General features: G+C 35.6%; 20 protein-coding genes and 1 tRNA gene. 15 read left to right on the forward strand and 6 right to left on the reverse strand.

Annotated elements, in window-relative coordinates:
• The first annotated feature begins 175 nt into the window (after positions 1–175).
• The 3 genes from N4T20_RS03145 (at position 176) to rpoN (ending at position 5797) form a co-directional block, all read left to right on the forward strand.
• Positions 176–2542: an efflux RND transporter permease subunit gene (locus tag N4T20_RS03145; RefSeq protein ID WP_260671666.1), complete on the forward strand. Its 2367-nt coding sequence runs from the start codon at positions 176–178 to the stop codon at positions 2540–2542.
• Between the two features lie 200 nt (positions 2543–2742).
• The gene (asnS, locus tag N4T20_RS03150; RefSeq protein WP_260671667.1) at positions 2743–4188 is read left to right on the forward strand and encodes an asparagine--tRNA ligase; all 1446 of its coding nucleotides are present in this window, start codon (positions 2743–2745) and stop codon (positions 4186–4188) included.
• A gap of 148 nt (positions 4189–4336) precedes the next feature.
• Positions 4337–5797: an RNA polymerase factor sigma-54 gene (rpoN, locus tag N4T20_RS03155; protein WP_260671668.1), complete on the forward strand. Its 1461-nt coding sequence runs from the start codon at positions 4337–4339 to the stop codon at positions 5795–5797.
• Between the two features lie 792 nt (positions 5798–6589).
• On the opposite strand, the gene N4T20_RS03160 is transcribed toward rpoN, so the two are convergent.
• Both N4T20_RS03160 and N4T20_RS03165 read right to left on the reverse strand, forming a co-directional pair.
• Positions 6590–7009, reverse strand: a complete 420-nt coding sequence (locus N4T20_RS03160) for a hypothetical protein (RefSeq protein ID WP_260671669.1) — start codon at positions 7007–7009, stop codon at positions 6590–6592.
• A gap of 43 nt (positions 7010–7052) precedes the next feature.
• Positions 7053–7643 (reverse strand): thymidine kinase, encoded by a 591-nt coding sequence (locus tag N4T20_RS03165; protein WP_260673092.1) that lies wholly within the window; start codon positions 7641–7643, stop codon positions 7053–7055.
• A 236-nt stretch (positions 7644–7879) separates the two neighbouring features.
• Here N4T20_RS03165 and N4T20_RS03170 point away from each other — a divergent pair, with 236 nt between their 5' ends.
• From N4T20_RS03170 to N4T20_RS03210, 9 genes are all read left to right on the forward strand, one after another.
• Entirely contained in the window at positions 7880–8911 is a 1032-nt protein-coding gene (locus N4T20_RS03170) for a hypothetical protein (protein ID WP_260671670.1), read from the forward strand.
• A gap of 46 nt (positions 8912–8957) precedes the next feature.
• Positions 8958–9674, forward strand: a complete 717-nt coding sequence (gene rsmI, locus N4T20_RS03175) for a 16S rRNA (cytidine(1402)-2'-O)-methyltransferase (protein ID WP_129023746.1) — start codon at positions 8958–8960, stop codon at positions 9672–9674.
• Positions 9675–9760: 86 nt separating this feature from the next.
• Positions 9761–10105, forward strand: coding sequence for a HopJ type III effector protein (locus N4T20_RS03180; protein ID WP_260671671.1), 345 nt, complete (start codon positions 9761–9763; stop codon positions 10103–10105).
• 298 nt (positions 10106–10403) lie between these two features.
• Positions 10404–12116 carry a single-stranded-DNA-specific exonuclease RecJ gene (recJ, locus tag N4T20_RS03185; RefSeq protein WP_260671672.1) on the forward strand — a complete coding sequence of 571 codons (1713 nt, stop codon included), beginning with the start codon at positions 10404–10406 and terminating at the stop codon, positions 12114–12116.
• A complete protein-coding gene (locus tag N4T20_RS03190; RefSeq protein WP_260671673.1) occupies positions 12103–13386 on the forward strand; it encodes an MFS transporter in 1284 nt (427 codons plus the stop codon). Before recJ ends, N4T20_RS03190 begins: the two co-directional genes overlap by 14 nt.
• Positions 13387–14301: an alpha/beta fold hydrolase gene (locus N4T20_RS03195; protein ID WP_260671674.1), complete on the forward strand. Its 915-nt coding sequence runs from the start codon at positions 13387–13389 to the stop codon at positions 14299–14301.
• A gap of 160 nt (positions 14302–14461) precedes the next feature.
• A complete protein-coding gene (locus tag N4T20_RS03200) occupies positions 14462–14815 on the forward strand; it encodes a hypothetical protein (protein ID WP_260671675.1) in 354 nt (117 codons plus the stop codon).
• A gap of 98 nt (positions 14816–14913) precedes the next feature.
• Positions 14914–15270, forward strand: coding sequence for a hypothetical protein (locus tag N4T20_RS03205; RefSeq protein WP_260671676.1), 357 nt, complete (start codon positions 14914–14916; stop codon positions 15268–15270).
• A gap of 83 nt (positions 15271–15353) precedes the next feature.
• Positions 15354–16565 (forward strand): cytochrome c3 family protein, encoded by a 1212-nt coding sequence (locus N4T20_RS03210; protein WP_260671677.1) that lies wholly within the window; start codon positions 15354–15356, stop codon positions 16563–16565.
• A 90-nt stretch (positions 16566–16655) separates the two neighbouring features.
• Here N4T20_RS03210 and N4T20_RS03215 read toward each other — a convergent pair whose 3' ends face one another.
• The 4 genes from N4T20_RS03215 to N4T20_RS03230 all read right to left on the reverse strand — a co-directional run bounded on the left by N4T20_RS03215 (position 16656) and on the right by N4T20_RS03230 (position 19046).
• Positions 16656–17399, reverse strand: a complete 744-nt coding sequence (locus N4T20_RS03215; protein WP_095928326.1) for a UDP-2,3-diacylglucosamine diphosphatase — start codon at positions 17397–17399, stop codon at positions 16656–16658.
• 98 nt (positions 17400–17497) lie between these two features.
• Positions 17498–17950, reverse strand: a complete 453-nt coding sequence (locus tag N4T20_RS03220; RefSeq protein ID WP_091494652.1) for a 6-pyruvoyl trahydropterin synthase family protein — start codon at positions 17948–17950, stop codon at positions 17498–17500.
• A gap of 33 nt (positions 17951–17983) precedes the next feature.
• Positions 17984–18160: a hypothetical protein gene (locus tag N4T20_RS03225; RefSeq protein ID WP_260671678.1), complete on the reverse strand. Its 177-nt coding sequence runs from the start codon at positions 18158–18160 to the stop codon at positions 17984–17986.
• Between the two features lie 121 nt (positions 18161–18281).
• A complete protein-coding gene (locus N4T20_RS03230) occupies positions 18282–19046 on the reverse strand; it encodes an enoyl-CoA hydratase/isomerase family protein (RefSeq protein ID WP_260671679.1) in 765 nt (254 codons plus the stop codon).
• Positions 19047–19407: 361 nt separating this feature from the next.
• On the opposite strand from N4T20_RS03230, the gene N4T20_RS03235 reads away from it, so the two are divergent.
• From N4T20_RS03235 to N4T20_RS03245, 3 genes are all read left to right on the forward strand, one after another.
• A tRNA-Ala gene (locus N4T20_RS03235) sits at positions 19408–19481 on the forward strand.
• A gap of 66 nt (positions 19482–19547) precedes the next feature.
• Positions 19548–19796: a GIY-YIG nuclease family protein gene (locus N4T20_RS03240; RefSeq protein ID WP_260671680.1), complete on the forward strand. Its 249-nt coding sequence runs from the start codon at positions 19548–19550 to the stop codon at positions 19794–19796.
• A gap of 115 nt (positions 19797–19911) precedes the next feature.
• A complete protein-coding gene (locus N4T20_RS03245) occupies positions 19912–20160 on the forward strand; it encodes a GIY-YIG nuclease family protein (protein WP_260671680.1) in 249 nt (82 codons plus the stop codon).
• Positions 20161–20330 lie beyond the last annotated feature (170 nt).

The following is a 20330-nucleotide window of genomic DNA, read 5'->3' on the forward strand; positions in this document are numbered from 1 at the left end:
CTTAAAATCAAAATTATTTGCAAATATGAGAAAACCTTGTGGTTTAGATGTAAAAACAGGCAAATTATCGGCATAATGGCACTTTCAAATTTGTGTTAACGTTAAGTAAAATAGAACGGAATATTTATGATTTCGAGCACTTTTCACTACATTTGCATCCATTTTTAAAGATTTTATGAAAAACACTGTCCAAGTTGGATTTTGGGAAAAATTGGCCCGAATCATACTTAAAAACAGAATTACGATTCTGGTTATACTTTCTGCTTTAACTATTTTCTTTGGTTATCAGTGGAAGAATCTTTCTATGACTTATACCGAGGCCAACTTGCTTCCGAAAGATCATATTGCAAATAAAGATTATCAAAAATTCTTAGACAAATTTGGAGAGGAAGGAAACCTTATTGTCATTGGTTTTAAAGACCCTAAATTTTTTACGCCAAAAAATTATGCAGCTTGGACCGAATTAATGAACGGTCTGAAAAAAGCGAAAGAAGTTGATTTGGTGATTTCTTTGAATGACTTAAAGAAGCTTGAAAAAGATACCGTAAATCAAAAATTTGTTTTAGCGCCATTTATTGAAGAAAGTAAAGCACTCGATGCCAATTATTTAAAAAGCGTTCAGTACGATTTATTTCACAATCTTCCTTTTTACGAAGGCCTGCTGTTTAACAAAGAAAGTGGAAGCGTTCGTTCTGCCATCTACATGAACAAAGCACTTGTAAATACGGCAGAAAGAAAGACTTTTATCTTAAATGATTTAGTTCCGAAAATCGATAAATTCGAAAAAACAACTGGAATCGATCTTAAAGTTTCTGGAATGCCATACATCCGTACGATTAATGCGGATAATATGAAAGGTGAGATTGGACTTTTCATTGGAGCGTCTCTATTGACCGTTTCTTTGATTTTCTTTTTCTTCTTCCGTTCATTCAGAGCCACTTTTATTTCGATCTGCATCTTAATTGTCGGCGTAACTTGGTCATTTGGAACGCTTGGATTATTTGGCTATAAAATCACGATTTTAACAGCAATTATTCCACCGCTGATTATCGTAATCGGAATTACAAACTGTATTTTCCTGATTAATAAATACCAGCAGGAAATTAAACTGCACAACAATCAGGCAAAAGCTTTACAGCGTGTGATTTCAAAAATCGGTTCTTCGACTTTGATGACCAATTTAACAGCTGCGATTGGTTTTGCAACTTTGATGATTACAGGAAACGAATTGCTTTTTGAGTTCGGATTAGTAACTTCAATCAATGTGCTTTCTGTTTATACTTTGACACTTTTTATCGTGCCGATTATTTACAGTTTCATGCCGTTGCCAAAAGCAAAACACTTATACCACTTAGACAAAACGTACATTTCGACACTTTTAAATACAGTTACCACTATCGTTAAAGGCAAAAAGACAATTGTTTATTGCATTTATGCTGTTCTATTTCTTGTGAGTTTAAACGGAGTAAGACAGATGAAAGTGTCTGGAAGTTTGATTGGCGAAATGCCGAAAAGCGCTTCTTTCTTTAAAGATATTTTATTTTACGAAAAAGAATTCAACGGTGTAATGCCTCTTGAAATCATGATTGACACCAAAAAGAAAAAAGGTGTTATGAAGCCTTCTACAATCCGTAAAATGGACGAATTGCAGAACACCATTTCTGAAATTCCAGAATTGGCAAAACCTGTTTCGGTTGTAAATTTGGTTAAATATGCCAAACAGGCTTTCTACAACGGAAACCCTGAATATTATCAATTGCCGACTTCTCAGGAACAGACATTTATTTTGGGCTATGCTAAAAATGCAACCAAAAACAGCAAAGAAAATTTAATGAAAGCTTACGTTGATTCGACTGGACAATATGCCAGAATTACGACTTTCATGAAAGATATTGGGACAGATGAAATGGCGAAAGTAGAAGGAAAATTGCGCAAAAAAATTGATGAAATTTTCCCGAAAGACCGTTACGAAGTTACGATTACTGGAAAAGCATTGGTTTTCCAAAAAGGAACAACGTATTTGGCGCACAACTTAATCGAGTCATTATTATTTGCGATTCTGACTATTGCAATTTTGATGCTATATTTATTCCGTTCGTTCAAAATGGTAGCGGCTTCTTTGATTACGAATATTTTACCGCTTTGCATCACTTCGGGATTAATGGGTTATTTCGGCATTCCGTTAAAACCATCAACGATTCTAGTATTTAGTATCGCTTTCGGAATCTCGGTTGATAATGCGATTCAGTTTATGGCAAAATACAAACACGATCTGATGCAAAACAAAGGAAAAGTGAAGAAATCTGTTTTCAGTGCCTTGAGAGAAACTGGAGTAAGCACATTCTATACTTCGGTAGTTTTGATTTTAGGTTTTGCGACTTTCACTTTATCAAGCTTCAGCGGTACAATTGCTTTAGGAGGATTAATTTCTTGTACTTTGGTTTTTGCAATGTTTGCTAACTTGGTAGTTTTACCGTCATTGGTTTTAACTTTCGAGAAAAAGAAAACAAGGAAAGAGGAATTGGAGAATTTGGATAAGTAATTTTTTTCATATCCTTAAATGTATTCGCCACGAATTCACGAATAAAAAACAAATAATTCGTGAATTCGTGGCTTATAAATTTACACGAACAATTACCAGAATAACAAAAGGAGCAGGAAACAGCTTCAAAAATTAATTATTATCGATTATATTTGCAGTTGTTCAAAACGAATATTATTTAATATCAATTATATATAAAAATGAAACACACAAAAGTTAGAGACTTATTAAACAGTACGACGACGTTACAGGAAGTGAATGCAAAAGGTTGGGTGAGAACTTTTAGAAATAATCAGTTCATCGCTTTAAATGACGGTTCTACAATTAATAATATTCAATGTGTTGTTGATTTTGAAAATACACCAGAAGAGACTTTAAAAAGAATCACGACGGGAGCTGCGGTTTCTGTAATTGGAACTTTGGTTGAAAGTAAAGGTGCAGGTCAGAAATATGAAATTCAGGTAAACAAACTTGAAATTCTTGGAGACTCTGATGCTGAGAAATTCCCAATGCAGCCTAAAAAACACTCTTTAGAGTTTTTGCGTGAAAACGCTCACTTGCGCGTACGTACAAATGCTTTTGGTGCGATTATGCGTGTGCGTTCGGTATTGTCTTATGCGGTTCACAAATATTTTCAGGACAAAGGTTTTGTTTATGTAAACACGCCAATTATTACTGGAGCAGATGCTGAAGGTGCGGGAGAAATGTTTCAAGTTACTTCATTGCCATTAGACAATCTTCCTAAAAATGAAGAAGGAAACATCGATTTCAAAAAAGATTTCTTTGGAAAACATACCAACTTAACCGTTTCTGGACAGTTAGAAGGTGAAACTTTTGCAATGGCTTTGGGTCAGATTTATACTTTTGGACCAACATTTAGAGCAGAAAATTCTAACACTTCTCGCCACTTGGCAGAATTCTGGATGATCGAACCAGAAGTTGCTTTCAACGACTTGGACGACAACATGGATTTGGCTGAAGATTTTATTCAGTATGTAATTAAATATGCTTTAGACAACTGTAAAGACGATTTGAAATTCTTAGAAGGAAGACTTTTGGAAGAAGAGAAATCGAAACCACAGGCAGAAAGAAGCGAAATGGCTTTATTAGAAAAATTGAACTTCGTTTTAGACAACAACTTCAAACGTGTTTCGTATACTGAGGCCATTGACATTTTAAGAGATTCAACTCCAAATAAAAAGAAGAAATTCCAATACTTAATCAACGAGTGGGGAGCTGATTTACAGTCAGAACACGAGCGTTATTTAGTAGAAAAACATTTCAAATGTCCGGTAATTTTATACGATTACCCAGCAAACATCAAAGCGTTTTATATGCGTTTGAACGACAACACAGAACCAGGAAGAGAAACAGTTCGTGCGATGGACATTCTTTTCCCAGGAATCGGAGAAATCGTTGGCGGTTCTGAAAGAGAAGAGCGTTACGATGTTTTGGTTGAAAAAATGGAAAAACTTGGAATTGACAAAGAAGAATTATACTGGTACTTAGACACCAGAAGATTTGGTTCTGCAACACACGCAGGTTTTGGTTTAGGATTTGAACGTTTGGTATTGTTTGTAACAGGAATGACAAACATTAGAGACGTAATTCCTTTCCCAAGAACTCCGGGTAGTGCTGAGTTTTAATCTATTTAGTTTAAAAAGTTTCAGGTTTCAAGTTTCAAGTTATTGGAGCTTGAACTAAAATAATAATATTTGTTTCAGGTTTCAAGTTTCAAGTTGCGGCAAGTTCTGCAACCTGAAACTTGAAACTTGTAACTTTTAACAAAAACAAATGCTAAAGCAATTTTTAAATTTAAAATTATCCCAAAAATTATCTCCACAGCAAATTCAGCTGATGAAGTTAATTCAATTGCCTACGCAAGCTTTTGAACAACGTTTATTGGAAGAAATGAACGAAAATCCGGCTCTTGAAGCTGGGAAAGAAGACGAATACGAAGCTGATGAATATGCTAATGACGACTACGACGATTATGATGATGCAGAATCTGACAGAATCGAAGCAGACGACATTAACATTGACGAATATCTAAGCGATGACGATACGCCTGATTACAAAACTCAGGTAAACAATTACAGCGACGACGAAGAACGCGAAACGCCTTTTGCAGCTCCAATCAGTTTTCATCAGGATTTAATCAATCAGCTGAATACTTTTATTCTGAATGATGAAGAACGTGAAATTGCTGAGTTCTTAGTAGGAAGCATCGATGATATGGGTTACATCCGCAGAAGCATTCCAGACATTGTAGACGATATGGCTTTTACTCAGGGAATTTACACTGATGAAGCAATGGTTGAAAAAATGCTGACGGTAATCCATGAACTTGAACCCTCGGGAGTTGGCGCACGTGATTTGCAGGAATGCTTATTATTGCAGCTAAAACACAAAACACCAACTGAATATGTTGATTTAGCAATCGATATTATCGAAAATCAGTTTGATGCATTTACAAAGAAACATTACGATAAACTTTTACAGAAATATAGCATATCAAATGAACAGCTGAAAAAAGCAATTCACGAAATCGAAAGGCTAAATCCAAAACCGGGCGGTTCTTTTGCTGGAAATAATAAAGTCACCGAGAATATTGTTCCCGATTTTGCGATCAGAATTGTAGACGGCGAACTGGAACTGACTTTAAACGGAAGAAATGCCCCTTCTCTGCACGTTTCTAAAGATTATCAGGAAATGATGCAGACGTACAAGGAATCTCGCGATAAATCGACTGCGCAGAAAGATGCGGTTCAGTTTATCAAACAAAAACTGGATTCTGCCAAATGGTTTATCGATGCGATCAGACAGCGTCAGGAAACTCTTTTTGTGACTATGAATGCGATTATGCATTATCAGGAAGAATATTTCTTAGACGGAGATGAAACCAAACTAAAACCAATGATCTTGAAAGACATTGCAGACATGGTTGGTTTAGATATTTCGACGATTTCGCGTGTTGCAAACAGCAAATATGTTGAAACTCCATACGGCACAAAACTGATCAAAGAATTTTTCTCTGAAGCTATGAAAAATGATCAAGGAGAAGATGTTTCTACTCTTGAAATCAAAAAAATCCTTCAAAACACAATTGAAGAAGAAGATAAGAGAAAACCCCTTCCAGACGATCAGCTGGCAGAAATCTTAAAAGAAAAAGGCTACCCGATTGCCAGAAGAACAATTGCCAAATACCGCGAACAATTGGATATTCCAGTCGCAAGAATGAGAAAGAAAATCTAAGGTTTTTAAAAACCTATAAGAAATATAAGTTCATTTAAAACAATAGACCCGATAGTGCTAAAAACTATCGGGTTTTGTTTTGTGAATGGGCTTCGACTCCGCTCAGCCTGACAATCGTTTTCAAAAGAAAACCCGACAGGTTTTATACCGAGAATTCGGTACTGTCGGGTTTTGTTTATGATTATTTAATCGTACTAGATCTTTATATTTTGTCAGGCTGAGCGAAGTCGAAACCGACTCAACGCGACAATCGTTTCCAAAAAGACAACCCCGCCAGTACTGAAAATTCGGCACTGTCGGGTTTTGTTTAGGATTATTTAATCGTACTAGATATTTATATTTTGTCAGGCTGAGCGAAGTCGAAGCCGACTCAGCCTGACAATCGTTTCCAAAAAGACAACCCCGCCAGTACTGAAAATTCGGTATTGTCGGGTTTTGTTTAGGATTATTTAATCGTACCAGATCTTTATATTTTGTCAGGCTGAGCGAAGTCGAAACCGACTCAACGTGACAGTCGTTTCCAAAAAAGACAAACCCGCCAGTACTGAAAATTCGGCACTGTCGGGTTTTGTTTATGATTATTTAATCGTACTAGATATTTATATTTTGTCAGCTGAGCGAAGTCGAAGCCGACTCAGCCTAACAATCGTTTCCAAAAAAGACAAACCCGCCAGTACTGAAAATTCGGCACTGTCGGGTTTTGTTTATGATTATTTTAATTCTACGAGAGTTTATATTTTGTCAGGCTGAGCGAAGTCGAAGCCACCTCTGACAATTGTTTTCAGCAAACCTTTATTTATACTGATCTGGCTGTATTTTTACATCGAACAAGAAAACTTTCTTTTTATCGCTATAACTATAATTCAACGTATAATCGTTATCTCTAAAAACTTGAAGTCCTGGATTTGCTTTTGCTGTGCTTAAAAGACTTTTCTTAATTTCTTCCTGAATTACATTTACCTCAGCAGTTTCTTTTGCAACATTCAATAAAGTCAAATTATACTGAACCATCCTTTCTTCATGCAGACTTACACTGTCTAAACGAATGCCTTCTTGAATATTTAAAGGACAACTCTTATTATATTTTGCGATTAATTCTACTACTTCAGTATTTACCTGATCTTCTTTTTTGTCTAGGTAAAATTGAAAATAAACTACAAAAGCAACAGCAATTCCAATTAATAACAACAATAAAGCAGTCGATTTTCTCATATTTTTTAATGTTTTTGTTAAGGCAAATATTTAATAAAACAATCTATTTTTCCTGGTTCTTTTTCATCGCTTTAAAATACGCCGCACGGCTGAGCGGTTCATATTCTTCTGTTTCTCCAAGCATAACCAATTTATCATTATCCGTTTTTCTAAAACTATAATTGGCTAAATTTCCTGTTCTGGTGCAAACGGCATGAACCTTCGTTACATATTCAGCGGTTGCCATAAGTCCTGGCATTGGCCCAAACGGATTTCCTTTAAAATCCATATCCAATCCTGCCACAATTACTCGAATTCCCTGATTTGCCAAATCATTGCAAACCGTAATAATTTCATCATCAAAAAACTGAGCTTCATCAATGCCGATCACATCGCATCCTTGAGCTAAAATCAATATGTTAGCTGCTGCAGGAACAGGTGTAGAACGAATTTCGTTGGCATCGTGAGACACCACCATTTCGTCATGATAACGGGTATCAATAGCAGGTTTAAAGATTTCGACTCTTTGTTTGGCAAATTGGGCGCGCTTTAATCTTCGGATCAGCTCTTCGGTTTTACCCGAAAACATTGATCCACAAATAACTTCAATCCAACCAAATTGTTCTTTGTGATTTACTGTATTTTCGAGAAACATTTTGTATTTTTCTACCTTTAAAAATGAATAGTTTTTATTACTTTGTACTGGCAATAAATTGATGTAAAAATGTACTGTTTTACATTTTTTCAAAAGTAGAAAATTTTTACCAAACCTTAAATTCGCAACAGCGTATTAACAGAAATAAAAAATTATCTTTTGAATTTCCTTGAGAATAGAGACATTCAGACATTAAATACAATAAAATACCTTATTCACTATAATTTTCAACAGTTATGAAAAAAAAATTGGAAGCTGATTTAATTAGCATTGCACATCGAATTTTAAAACTTAAAAATAAATCCGATATCAATCAATTGTACCTTGAAACTCAGAAATTATACGAGAAATTAGCGGTATTAAAATTTGTAGAAGAGAATTTCGACGCTGCAAAACCAACCATTGGGCAAAATAATATTGTGGCTGAATTGGAAACCATTTTTGAAAAAGAAGAAAATCCGATTCCTGCCGTAATTGAACTTGAAGCGCCAGCCGAAGAAAAAGTTATTGCGCTTGAAGAATCTTATGAACCTGAAATTTCAGAAGAAAAACCAGCAGAAATTGTTGAAACTGCTGAACCAATTGTGGAAGTTGAACCTGGAATCGAAGAAATCACTGAACCAATCGCTGCAGAAATTGAAGAGCCAGCCATTGAAGAAATTGTCGAGCCAATTGCTGAAAAAGCGGAAGAAACAGAAAAAGCTATTGATGATCTTTCATTCACAACTATAAATGAACTGAAACCTATTCCAGATTTCGTACCAGCTTTTGAATTGGAAACTGAACCCATTATTGAAGAAGTTAAAGAAGAGCCGAAGAAAGAAACTCCTGCACAGCCAACTATTCAATTTGAAGATTTCGGAATCAACTATGCAGAAGCAGAATTTGTAAAAGTAGATAGTTTTGAAGCTGTTCCACCTGTTCAGACTCCATCAATAAATGATTTTAAAGAAGAAAAAAAGCAAGAGATAAAAGCAGAAACAGCTATTCTAGAAACTCCTGTACAGCCAAAAGCAGTTAGTTTAAACGAAAAACTGGCAAGAGGTTTTCATATCGATTTGAATGACAGAATTGCTTTTACCAAAAATCTGTTTGGAAACAGTACGGAAGATTACAGCCGTGTTTTAAACCAATTGATGACTTTCGATTCTTATAGCGAAGCCAAAGATTTTATCGAAGATATGGTAAAACCAGATTATAACAACTGGGAAGGAAAAGACGATTACGCAGAGCGTTTTCTAGGAATTATTGAAAAGAAATTCTCGTAAAGAAAATTTTCACATCTCACATTTTACATTTCACGAATAAACAACTATGTCAAAATTATATATCGTTCCAACGCCAATTGGCAATCTTGAAGACATGACTTTCAGAGCCATTCGGGTTTTGAAAGAAGTCGATTTGATTTTGGCGGAAGATACCCGCACAAGCGGAAAACTGTTGAAGCATTTTGAAATTGGCACGCATATGCACAGCCATCATATGCACAACGAGCATAAAACTACCGAAAACTTAATTGCACGTTTGAAAGCCGGCGAAACCATCGCTTTAATTTCAGATGCAGGAACTCCAGCCATTTCAGATCCGGGATTTCTATTGACTCGTGCTTGCGTTGAAAATAAAATCGAAGTAGAGTGCCTTCCAGGCGCAACGGCTTTTGTTCCCGCATTGGTAAACAGCGGACTTCCAAACGACAAATTTGTTTTTGAAGGTTTTTTGCCTGATAAAAAAGGGCGCCAGACGCGATTTTTGGCTTTAGCCGAAGAAACCCGAACGATGATTTTATACGTTTCTCCACACAAACTCGTTAAAACTCTTAGCGAATTTATCCAGTATTTTGGAGAAGACCGACAAGTTTGCGTTTCGAGAGAATTGTCAAAATTGCATGAAGAAAATGTACGCGGAACCGCAAAAGAAGTTCTCGCCCATTTTGAAAAAACCGCACCACGTGGCGAAATCGTCGTTGTAGTTGCCGGAAAAACAATAACAAAAGAACCTAAGAAAAGTAAATTTTCGAAAGACGAAGAATAATATTCGCCACGAATTTCACGAATTAGCACGAATTTAATTAGCGGAAATTGGTGCAATTCGTGGCAAAAAAACTAATCCAAAATAACATGAGCATACAAGCCTTTTTAGAAAAAGTAAAACAAACTCCAACTCAAATCACATTTCCTGAAACTATTGCAGTAATTGAGGAAAATTACAACTTTACTCCAACTGCTTTCCAAAATGGAACTCAACATAACGCTGCCGGAGAAAATTCAGGTTCTTGCAAATTATTTTCTTTCGCAAAACTGCAAAACTTAAGCAAAGAAGAAACTTTGACGTGTTTCGGAGCTTTTTATTTTGAAGAAGTTTTGGGAGATCCAAACGGAACAAACCATCAAAATATTAGAAATTTCATCAATTTAGGCTGGGACGGAATTGAGTTTGAAGGAAACGCATTAGAATTAAAATAACATTTGTCAGGCTGAGCGAAATCAAAGCCCTTTCTAACATAAAATATCCTGACCATACCCGACCTTCGGAAATGTGTAAAAAAATTAAACACATAGAAACATAGTTTTTGTTTGTGAATAAAAGAAAATAGAAAGAAACTCGTTTCTAACACATAGAAAACTATGTGAATTTATGCAAGTGAAACGCCTTTTTATTAAGTATCAATGAGCTATGATTCTATGTGTTTAAAAGAAATCACCTATCGGATTAAACGATTTCACAAATCTGAAATCTAAAATCAAATATCTACAATTAAAAATGCGTTGGACTTTAAAACCAAAACCTTCTGAAGAAAAAATCAAACATTTAGCGCAAGCTTTAAATGTAGAAGATTTTGTAGCGACACTTTTGATTCAGCGTGGCATTGAAACTTTTGATGAGGCGAAAAACTTCTTTCGTCCGTCTTTAGAACATCTTCATGATCCGTACTTGATGAAAGATATGGACAAAGCTGTTGCCCGAATCGAAAAAGCTATTCAAAATGAAGAAAACATTCTGGTTTTTGGCGATTATGATGTCGACGGAACAACTGCTGTTTCTTTGGTTTCATCATACTTAAAATCACATTATCCTCATATTGCCACTTATATTCCGGATCGTTATGATGAAGGTTACGGAATTTCATATAAAGGAATTGATTACGCAGACGATAACGGAATTTCTTTAATTATCGCTCTCGACTGCGGGATTAAATCGATTGATCATATCGCTTATGCGAAAGCAAAAAATATAGACTTCATTGTCTGCGATCACCACCGCCCCGGCGAATTTCTTCCAGATGCTGTTGCCGTTTTGGATCCGAAAAGAGAAGACTGCTCCTACCCTTACGATGAATTGTGCGGTTGCGGAGTCGGTTTTAAATTGATTCAGGCTTTGGGCCAAAACCGAAATGAAACTATAGAAGATTTGGTTCCGTATCTGGATTTGGTTGCTACCGCAATTGCAGCCGATATTGTTCCAATTACTGGAGAAAATCGTGTTTTGGCTTACTTCGGCTTGAAGGTAATCAATAGCGAGCCAAGACCTGGAATTAAGGCTTTGGTGCACCAGGTAAAAAAGAAAGTTCTGGATATTACAGATGTTGTCTTTATCATTTCGCCAAGAATTAATGCCGCAGGCAGAATCAAACACGGAAATCATGCAGTCGAACTGTTAACCGAATTTGATTTGGAACAAGCGCAGCAATTTGCATCAGAAATCGAACAATATAATGCCGACCGAAAAGATTTAGATAAAAAAATCACGAAAGAAGCTTTCCAGCAGATTTTACAAAATAACGAAGAAGAACGTTTTTCGACTGTTGTCTTTCAGGAAGACTGGCACAAAGGCGTAATTGGGATTGTAGCTTCAAGATTGATTGAAACGTATTACCGTCCAACTTTGGTTTTTACCAAAAGCGGTGACAAATACGCTGCTTCTGCGCGATCTGTAAAAGGTTTTGACGTTTACAACGCTCTCGATGCCTGTTCAGAACATTTGGAGCAATTTGGAGGACATATGTACGCGGCGGGAATGACTTTAAAAGCCGAAAATTATCAGCCTTTTAAAGAAGCTTTTGAAAAATGCGTACAAGAAACCATTCAGCCTGAAATGCGAACTCCAGAAATCGAAATTGATGCTGAAATTGATTTTTCGGACATCACGCCAAAACTTATTCGCATTTTAAAACAATTTGAACCTTTTGGCCCACAGAATATGACGCCTGTTTTTATGTCAAAAGGCATTAAAGACACTGGTTATGCCAAAACTCTGGGCGCAGAAGAAGAGCATTTAAGACTTTTTGTCAAACAACCCCGAAGTCTCGGAACCGATGGAATTGCCGCAATTGGCTTTGGACTCGGAAAAAAATTAAATATAGCACAAAATCAAAATCCGTTTCAGCTGGCATATACCATTGCAGAAAATGAATGGAACGGAACTATTTCAACTCAGCTTATGCTGAAAGACATTAGAACAGATGGAAGAAATTAAATCAAGCAAACCAGATCCGTATCAAGCTCTTCGTTATAGAGAATTCAATGTATATTTATTACTGCGCTTCTGCATGGTTTTTGCCTGGGCAATGCAGTTTATCGTAATCGAATGGGAAGTTTATAGTTTAACTAAAAATCCGCTTTCATTAGGAATTATCGGTTTGATGGAAGTAATTCCAGCAGTTGGAATGGCATTATTTGCAGGACATATTGTTGATCAAAGCGAAAAGAAAGGATTATTGGTAAAATGTATTCTGGGATTTTCTGTTATTAGTTTTGGATTGTTTTTATTGACTTGGCCAAAGGTTGTCAGTGGCTGGCCAACCAATTCAATTCTATATTCAATTTATTTTTTGGTTTTTCTTGGCGGTTTAGTTCGCGCCTTTCTTGGCCCAACCACATTCTCTCTTCAATCGTTGATCATTCCTAAAAAAGTATATCCAAATGCTTCTACTTGGAGCAGTTCGGTTTGGCAAATTGGAGCCGTTATGGGTCCGGCATTGGCTGGTTTTTCAATTAACTGGATTGGAGTTCACTGGTCAATGTGCCTGGTTTTCGGATTTTCAGTTCTTGCCTTAATTGCCTTATCACAAATCAGTAAAAAACCAATTGTAAATCCGAAGATTGGAGAATCAATAAAAGACAGTCTTACCGAAGGATTGACTTTTGTATTCAAAAACCAAATTGTTCTAGGCGCCTTATCGCTTGATATGATTGCTGTGCTTTTTGGAGGCGCGGTAGCATTATTGCCCGTTTTTGCTCAAGATATCTTAAAAGTCGGTTCCGAAGGGTTCGGAATATTAAGAGCAGCGCCTGCCGTTGGATCTTTTATTACCATGCTCATTTCTGCCTATGTGCCTTTGTATAAAAATGCAGGAAAGAAACTCTTAGTTGCCATTTTTGTTTTTGGACTATCAATTATTTTATTTGGTGTTTCAACTTATTTCTGGCTCTCTGTTTTTGCTTTATTTTTAAGCGGATTGGCTGACGGAATTTCTGTGGTAATTCGCCAAACCATTTTACAGCTTAAAACTCCCGATCATATGCGCGGGCGCGTTGGCGCAGTAAATTCGATTTTTGTTGGATCTTCAAACGAATTAGGCGCTTTTGAAAGCGGCGCAACGGCTAAATTGATGGGAACCGTCACTTCGGTTGTTTTTGGAGGAAGCGTTACACTTTTGACCGTTTTAGGCTTCGGATTTATATCTCCTACTTTTAGAAATTTAGACCTGAAAAGAGATATGGAAGAACATCATAAATTGGAATAGATGAAGTCATTTCTCCTTTCTTTTTTTCTCGCGTTTTCCTTTTTGGCTAAAGGTCAAAATCTTTACATCAAAACCTACGGTAACAAAAAGGATAAAACCATAATTTTTATTCATGGCGGACCAAGTGGCAACGCAACATTATTTGAAGGAACAACAGCTCAAAAACTAGCTGATCAAGGTTTTTATGTTATTGCTTATGATCGAAGAGGTGAAGGAAGATCTCAAGATTCTAATGCAAAATTCACTTTTGAAGAAGCTTTTCAAGATTTAAATTCTATTTATGCAACCTACCATTTAAAGAAAGCCATTATTCTAGGCCATAGTTTTGGCGGTTTAGTAGCAACGCTTTATACTAATAAATATCCGCAGAATGTGAGCGCTTTGGTTTTAGCTGGAGCATTATTCTCCCAACAGGAAACGTACGATCATATTTTAAATACATTGAAAAGAAAATACAATAATGATTCTGAACAACTAAAGAAAATCAGTATTGTAGAGAATCTAAATAAAAATTCAGCCGAATATAGAAAAGGATGTTACGAACTTGCAGGTGAAAATGGCTTTTTTAAAATGCCAAAACCAACAGCAGAATCTAAAAAATTATACGCTGATTACGAAACAGGTGAATTTTTCAAAACCAATATTCGAAACAAAAATGCGCCACTTCTTTTTTATCAAAACGAAAAGCAAAATAATATTGATACGCGCACTATATTAAAGAAAATTAAAAACGCTGGCGTTCCTATTTATGGAATTTACGGAAAAGATGACGGTATTTTTTCATCGGCACAAATTAATTCTCTTAAGGCAATAACTGGCGAAAAACACTTTGCTTTTCTAGACAATTGCTCTCATTATTTATTTGTTGACCAACAGTCGGCATTTATTTCTAAGCTAAAAAATTGGCTGAAATAATCTTATAATGAGATAGAATTTCATAAAAGATCAAAATCACAAAAACTTTATAAATAGCTAAAAATCAAATAGTAATATTGGTTTTTAGCTTTTTTTTATGTTTTTATTAATCAAGTATTAGTACAAAGACTCCGTATCTTTGTAGCCTAAAAAAATTGCCATGAATGACATCGAACAGATATACCGAAACGATTTTGGAATTTCATTTTATTGGAAAGAAGGCAACGAAATTGTATCAGATAAAATCCAGCTGCTTTTTAAACAAATGGGATTTTACTTTTCAGTTCAGGAATTAAATGAATTTCACGATTTAATTGAAGACTGCGTAACAGACCACAATGATAATACACGTGGCGCAAAACGTGCCTTCGATAAATTTTTATTGAAAACACCATATGTTGCTATAGATTTAGAAATATCACCGATTGAACTAAATTCTATAAAAGACTTAGTTGACGGCTCTTTATTTCGACTTAATCTTAATGAATACATCTACGGTTTTGGAATGAACTAAAGCCAACTGGGAAAGATTATTTTTTCAAACTTTTATGATTTTTTTATTTAGAATTAATATAAATAATATTTATATTTGTTGAAATAAAAGGATTTACGATGAGAGAAATTGAACAAATATATCATAATAACTTTGGAATAGCTTTTTACTGGAAAGATCACAACACTACACTTTCAGACAAAGTGCAATTGGTTTTTAAGGAAACTGGTTTTTACTTTACGGTTCAGGAATTAAATCATTTTTGCGATCTAATTGAAGATAGCATGATCGAAAACTCATGTTGCGAAGCGTGCGAAATGAAATATTCCTGCCATAAGTTTTTATTGAAAACACCATGCAATTCTATAGATCTGGCCGTAAATATGACCGAATTAAAATCGATTAAAGATTTGGTCGAAGGCTCTTTATTCAAAATTGAACTGGATGAATATGTTTACGGAGTTGGCATGAATTAAGAAGCATTCTAAACATTTTAACAGCATTTTTTCATTATTGAAATATATTTTGATTCAATTCAAAAAAAAGTATATTTACAGCAATGAAAAAAGCTGCATTTCTACTTACCCTAACGCTTCTGGAAATTCTCTTTGCCAGTTGCAATAACAAATCAGAGGAATATATTGATCCGCGCGGAACTGATTATGCGGGTTCTGAAAGCTGTGTGCAATGCCATAAAGTGCAATCAGATATGGCATTCAAAAGTTCGCATTTTAAAGCAACTGCTCCAGCAATTTTAGGAAATGTCTCTGGCGATTTCGATTCTAAAAACCATACTTTCATTTACGATAAAGAAACCAAACTGGTCATGGAAAAACGTGGCGACAGTTTGTACCAAGTTGTTTATAAAAACGGCAAAGAAACTGCCAAATATAAATTTGAAATCGTATTTGGAACCAAGCACGCGCAAACTTCTGTTTACTGGAAAGACAACAACACTTATGAACTGCCAATCTCTTTTTACCATTCTATAAACAACTGGGCAACAAGTCCAGGTTTTCCTGCAGATAAACCATATTTTGACCGTATGGTGGTAAAAGACTGCTATTCTTGTCATGCCTCAAATGCCAGCAGCCGCAGCGTAAATCAGAATTCAGAAGAAAGAAATATGATGTCTATGGACGTTGAAGATATCATTAGAAAGGAAACAATTGTTTACGGAATTGACTGCGAACGCTGCCACGGTCCTGCCAAAAAACACGTTGACTTTCATTTAAAAAACCCAAACGTAAAAGTTGCCAATAGCATTACAAGCTTTAAAACATTAAACAGACAGCAAAAATTGGATGCCTGCGCTTTATGCCATGCAGGAAATGATGGTATGAAACTAAAATCCCGTTTTGAATTTAAACCCGGAAATAATCTATCCGAATTCTTTCGTGAGACCAAAAGTATTACCGATACAGCAAATTTTGATGTTCACGGCAATCAATATCGTTTGATGGCGCAAAGCAAATGTTTTATGAAAAGCGATAAAATGGATTGCATTACCTGCCATAATCCTCATGAAAATGCTTCTAAAAATATGGCTTCGTACTCTAAAATCTGTATGAGTTGCCATCAGGGCTTAAAACACAAGGAGACCACTTTGAAAACAATGCCTGAGAAGTTAGTAGTGAGCAACTGTGTAGAATGCCATATGCCTAAAAAAGCATCAGGAGCCATTAAATTTCAGCTTTCAAGCAGTAAACAGCTTTCAGAATATATTCTGCGAACGCATAAAATTGGCATTTACCCAATAAGCGCAAAATAGGACATTTTTCAGTTTTTGGATTTAGGAATTAAACCTCAACTTTTTGGCTTTAACTTTCAGCTTTCGACTTTTCGCTTTCGACTTCTTAACTTATTTCTCAAACTTTTTAAGTTCGAATTTTTCACCGTCAAAAACGCCATAAGTAAAGTAGCCAATCCAGTCGCCTAGATTTACATATTCGGAGTTTTCTCCAACTGGAATAATCATGGGTAAGTGGCGATGTCCGAAAATGAAATAATTGTAATGTTTGGTTTCCAGTTTTCGTTTGGCATATAAAACCAGCCATTCGTTTTCTTCTCCTAAAAACTTCACGTCTTCATCGCCAGAAATCAGTTTATTTTTGACTGATAAATATTGAGCCAGACTTACGCCTACATCTGGATGCAGCCAGCGGAAAAGCCATTTTGAAAACGGATTTGTAAATACCTTTTTCATTCTTTTATAGCCTTTGTCTCCAGGGCCTTTTCCGTCTCCGTGGCCAATTAGGAACGTTTTTCCGTTAAAAGTAAATTCTTTGTTATCGTGATAAACCGGAATATTCAATTCGGTTTCAAAATAATCATTCATCCAAAGATCATGGTTTCCGACAAAAAAGTAAATCGGTATTCCGCTATCGCGAATTTCTGCCAACTTACCTAAAATGCGCACAAAACCTTTCGGAACAACTGTTTTATATTCAAACCAAAAATCAAATAAATCTCCCAATAAAAAAATGGCTTCAGCATCTTCTTTCACCTCATCAAGCCAAGCCACGAATTTTTTTTCACGCGGTAAACTCAACTCTGGAGTCGGCGCACCAAAATGCTGATCTGAAGCAAAATATATTTTTTTCATTTAGAGTTTTAGATTACTAGACTTCTCAGAATTTTTAGACTTTTGTCACTCTGAGCGAAGTCGGAGAGTTGGAATTTAGAATTTCTTTTTTAGGAATATTAAAGATTATCAGAAGCGTACCATTCGGCAAAAGACGATTCTGTTTCCTGAAGTTTTAGTGAGAAAAGAGTAATTCCTGCAGGCAAGCGATTTTTGATTCTTTCAGCAAAATCAACTACCATATTTTCGCTTGTTGGCTGATAATCTACCAAAATAACGTGATGTCCACGATTTTTCAATTCATTTGCCAATTCGATATGCGGTGTTGTCTGATTGAAAACAGTAGCATGATCAAACTGATCGACGATTTCTTCTTTTACAATTTTCTTTAGATCAGAAAAGTCAATTACCATTCCGAACTTTACATTCGATCGGTCTGTAATTGGCGAACCAATAACCGTTACCGATAATTTATAACTGTGTCCGTGAACGTTCTTGCATTTTCCGTCGTAACCGTACAAAGCATGGCCGGTTTCGAAGCTAAATTGTTTTGTAATTCTGATATTACTCATCGATTTTTAATTTTAAGCTTGCAAATTTACAAATTAATTGCCGTTTTTAGCTCTTTTTTTAGCACGAGTATACATCCACAAAGCAATTCCGCCCAAAACCAGAAACGGAATGAAAGATCCAATGACAACGCCAATTTGATAACCGCTATCTGGAGCATCTTTAATTTTCTCTGCAATGTCAACTTTTTGCATTAACGAAATAAGTTTCATTTTAAAAATGTTTTAATCCTGCAAGCTTCTTGAAACCTTTAGGTATTTATGAAATATTCTTTTTCTATTTTATTAATCAAACCTAAAAGGTTTTAAAAACCTTGCAGGATCTTATGCGCAATTATTTCTTAAACTGTAATAACGCCGACTTTGTAAAATCAGACAAGACCAATTTTCCTGTAATGGCAGCACGTTCAAATAAAAGCGATTCCCATTGTTCTGTTCCTTCCCAAATAATTTTTTTCATTTCGTAAAGCGCTTCGGGATTGTACGAGCTTAATTTTTGAGCAAAATTTACGACCCCTTTGTCTAAATTTTCAGCATCACTCATAACCGAATAAAGACCTTTTTGAAAAGCCCAATCTGCCGATTTCCATTCGTGCGCTGCCAGCGTCATTTCTGTCATAGCTGTTTTTCCGATTTTTCTAGAAACAGCCGGTTCTATCACAAAAGGCCCGATTCCGATTGCTAGTTCAGATAATTTAATATCGCTTTGCGGAGTTGCAAAAACATAATCGCAGGCCGAAATAATTCCGACACCGCCCCCTACTGCCTTTCCTTGCACTCTGCCAATTATAATTTTACTGCAATTTCGCATAGCATTCAATAGATGCGCAAAACCAGAAAAGAATTCTATTCCTTGTTCTTCATTTTCAACTTTCAAAAGTTCATCAAAAGAAGCTCCGGAACAAAATGTTTTTTCTCCGTCGCTTTTCAAAATAATAACCGAAACATTTTCATTTCTGCTTAAGGAATTAATTTCAGCTGTAAGCCTATTTAACAATTCACGCGGAAAAGAATTACTTGCCCGATGGCCAAATTGCACAGTGGCAATCGTATTTTGGAAAAATGTCTGTAAACTTCCATTTGCATTTTCTAAACTCATAAAAAAATCAGATTTAAGGTAAAGTTACGCTTTTGAAAATAATTCCTCTGAAACTTCTAGAAATTTGTTTTTTGAGAATTAATTGACTTTATTTGTTAACGCTTAGGGGGATTAGCTCATTTGGCTAGAGCGTCCCGATGAAAAATCGGGAAGGCGACAGTTCGAATTTTCTTTGCTCAACAAAAATAAAGGGGGATTAGCTCATTTGGCTAGAGTATCCCGATAAAAAATCGGGAAGGCGACAGTTCGAATTTTCTTTGCTCAACAAAAATAAAGGGGGATTAGCTCATTTGGCTAGAGCGTCCCGATGAAAAATCGGGAAGGCGACAGTTCGAATTTTCTTTGCTCAACAAAAAACAAAGGGGGATTAGCTCATTTGGCTAGAGTACTTGCCTGGCAGGCAAGGGGTGACCGGTTCGAATCCGGTATTCTCCACAAATAATTCAAAAATACCCAAACAGATAGTAATTCTGCTTGGGTATTTTTTTTAGTATCCATTTTATGTTTTATATCTACATCATATATTCAGAAACATTAGACAAATACTATGTCGGTTCATCTCAAAATATCAAACAACGTTTAGAAGATCATTTAAATAGCAGAAGCAAATTCACAAAAGCTGCGAAAGATTGGGTGTTAAAATACTCTGAAACCTTTACTACAAGAAGTGAAGCTTATCAAAGAGAATTACAGATAAAAAAAATGAAAAGCCGAAAATATATTGAAAACCTAATACAAACAAAAGGCTAGAGTATCCCGATGCATCGGGAAGGTGACCGGTTCGAATCCGGTATTCTCCACAAATAATTAAAAATACCCAAACAGATAGTAATTCTGCTTGGGTATTTTTTTTAGTATCCATTTTATGTTTTATATCTACATCATATATTCAGAAACATTAGACAAATACTATGTCGGTTCATCTCAAAATATCAAACAACGTTTAGAAGATCATTTAAATAGCAGAAGCAAATTCACAAAAGCTGCGAAAGATTGGGTGTTAAAATACTCTGAAACCTTTACTACAAGAAGTGAAGCTTATCAAAGAGAATTACAGATAAAAAAAATGAAAAGCCGAAAATATATTGAAAACCTAATACAAACAAAAGGCTAGAGTATCCCGATGCATCGGGAAGGTGATCGGTTCGAATCCGATATTCTCCACAAATAATTCAAAAATACCCAAACAGATAGTAATTCTGCTTGGGTATTTTTTTTTACACATTCTATGTTTTATAGCATATGCTCAGAAACCTTAGACAAAAACCTGTCGGGTTTGTTATA

It is taken from the genome of Flavobacterium sp. TR2, assembly GCF_025252405.1.
In the GTDB taxonomy this organism is placed as follows: Bacteria; Bacteroidota; Bacteroidia; order Flavobacteriales; family Flavobacteriaceae; genus Flavobacterium.

Coding starts and splice junctions, on each gene's coding strand:
- N4T20_RS03165 (WP_260673092.1), bottom strand. CDS start 7,643: ATGTTTCTCGAAAATACAGTAAATCACAAAGAACAATTTGGTTGGATT.
- N4T20_RS03240 (WP_260671680.1), top strand. CDS start 19,548: ATGTTTTATATCTACATCATATATTCAGAAACATTAGACAAATACTAT.
- N4T20_RS03225 (WP_260671678.1), bottom strand. CDS start 18,160: ATGAAACTTATTTCGTTAATGCAAAAAGTTGACATTGCAGAGAAAATT.
- N4T20_RS03215 (WP_095928326.1), bottom strand. CDS start 17,399: ATGAAAAAAATATATTTTGCTTCAGATCAGCATTTTGGTGCGCCGACT.
- asnS (WP_260671667.1), top strand. CDS start 2,743: ATGAAACACACAAAAGTTAGAGACTTATTAAACAGTACGACGACGTTA.
- recJ (WP_260671672.1), top strand. CDS start 10,404: ATGCGTTGGACTTTAAAACCAAAACCTTCTGAAGAAAAAATCAAACAT.
- rsmI (WP_129023746.1), top strand. CDS start 8,958: ATGTCAAAATTATATATCGTTCCAACGCCAATTGGCAATCTTGAAGAC.
- N4T20_RS03200 (WP_260671675.1), top strand. CDS start 14,462: ATGAATGACATCGAACAGATATACCGAAACGATTTTGGAATTTCATTT.
- N4T20_RS03180 (WP_260671671.1), top strand. CDS start 9,761: ATGAGCATACAAGCCTTTTTAGAAAAAGTAAAACAAACTCCAACTCAA.
- N4T20_RS03230 (WP_260671679.1), bottom strand. CDS start 19,046: ATGAGTTTAGAAAATGCAAATGGAAGTTTACAGACATTTTTCCAAAAT.
- N4T20_RS03160 (WP_260671669.1), bottom strand. CDS start 7,009: ATGAGAAAATCGACTGCTTTATTGTTGTTATTAATTGGAATTGCTGTT.
- N4T20_RS03145 (WP_260671666.1), top strand. CDS start 176: ATGAAAAACACTGTCCAAGTTGGATTTTGGGAAAAATTGGCCCGAATC.
- N4T20_RS03220 (WP_091494652.1), bottom strand. CDS start 17,950: ATGAGTAATATCAGAATTACAAAACAATTTAGCTTCGAAACCGGCCAT.
- rpoN (WP_260671668.1), top strand. CDS start 4,337: ATGCTAAAGCAATTTTTAAATTTAAAATTATCCCAAAAATTATCTCCA.
- N4T20_RS03210 (WP_260671677.1), top strand. CDS start 15,354: ATGAAAAAAGCTGCATTTCTACTTACCCTAACGCTTCTGGAAATTCTC.
- N4T20_RS03190 (WP_260671673.1), top strand. CDS start 12,103: ATGGAAGAAATTAAATCAAGCAAACCAGATCCGTATCAAGCTCTTCGT.
- N4T20_RS03205 (WP_260671676.1), top strand. CDS start 14,914: ATGAGAGAAATTGAACAAATATATCATAATAACTTTGGAATAGCTTTT.
- N4T20_RS03170 (WP_260671670.1), top strand. CDS start 7,880: ATGAAAAAAAAATTGGAAGCTGATTTAATTAGCATTGCACATCGAATT.
- N4T20_RS03245 (WP_260671680.1), top strand. CDS start 19,912: ATGTTTTATATCTACATCATATATTCAGAAACATTAGACAAATACTAT.
- N4T20_RS03195 (WP_260671674.1), top strand. CDS start 13,387: ATGAAGTCATTTCTCCTTTCTTTTTTTCTCGCGTTTTCCTTTTTGGCT.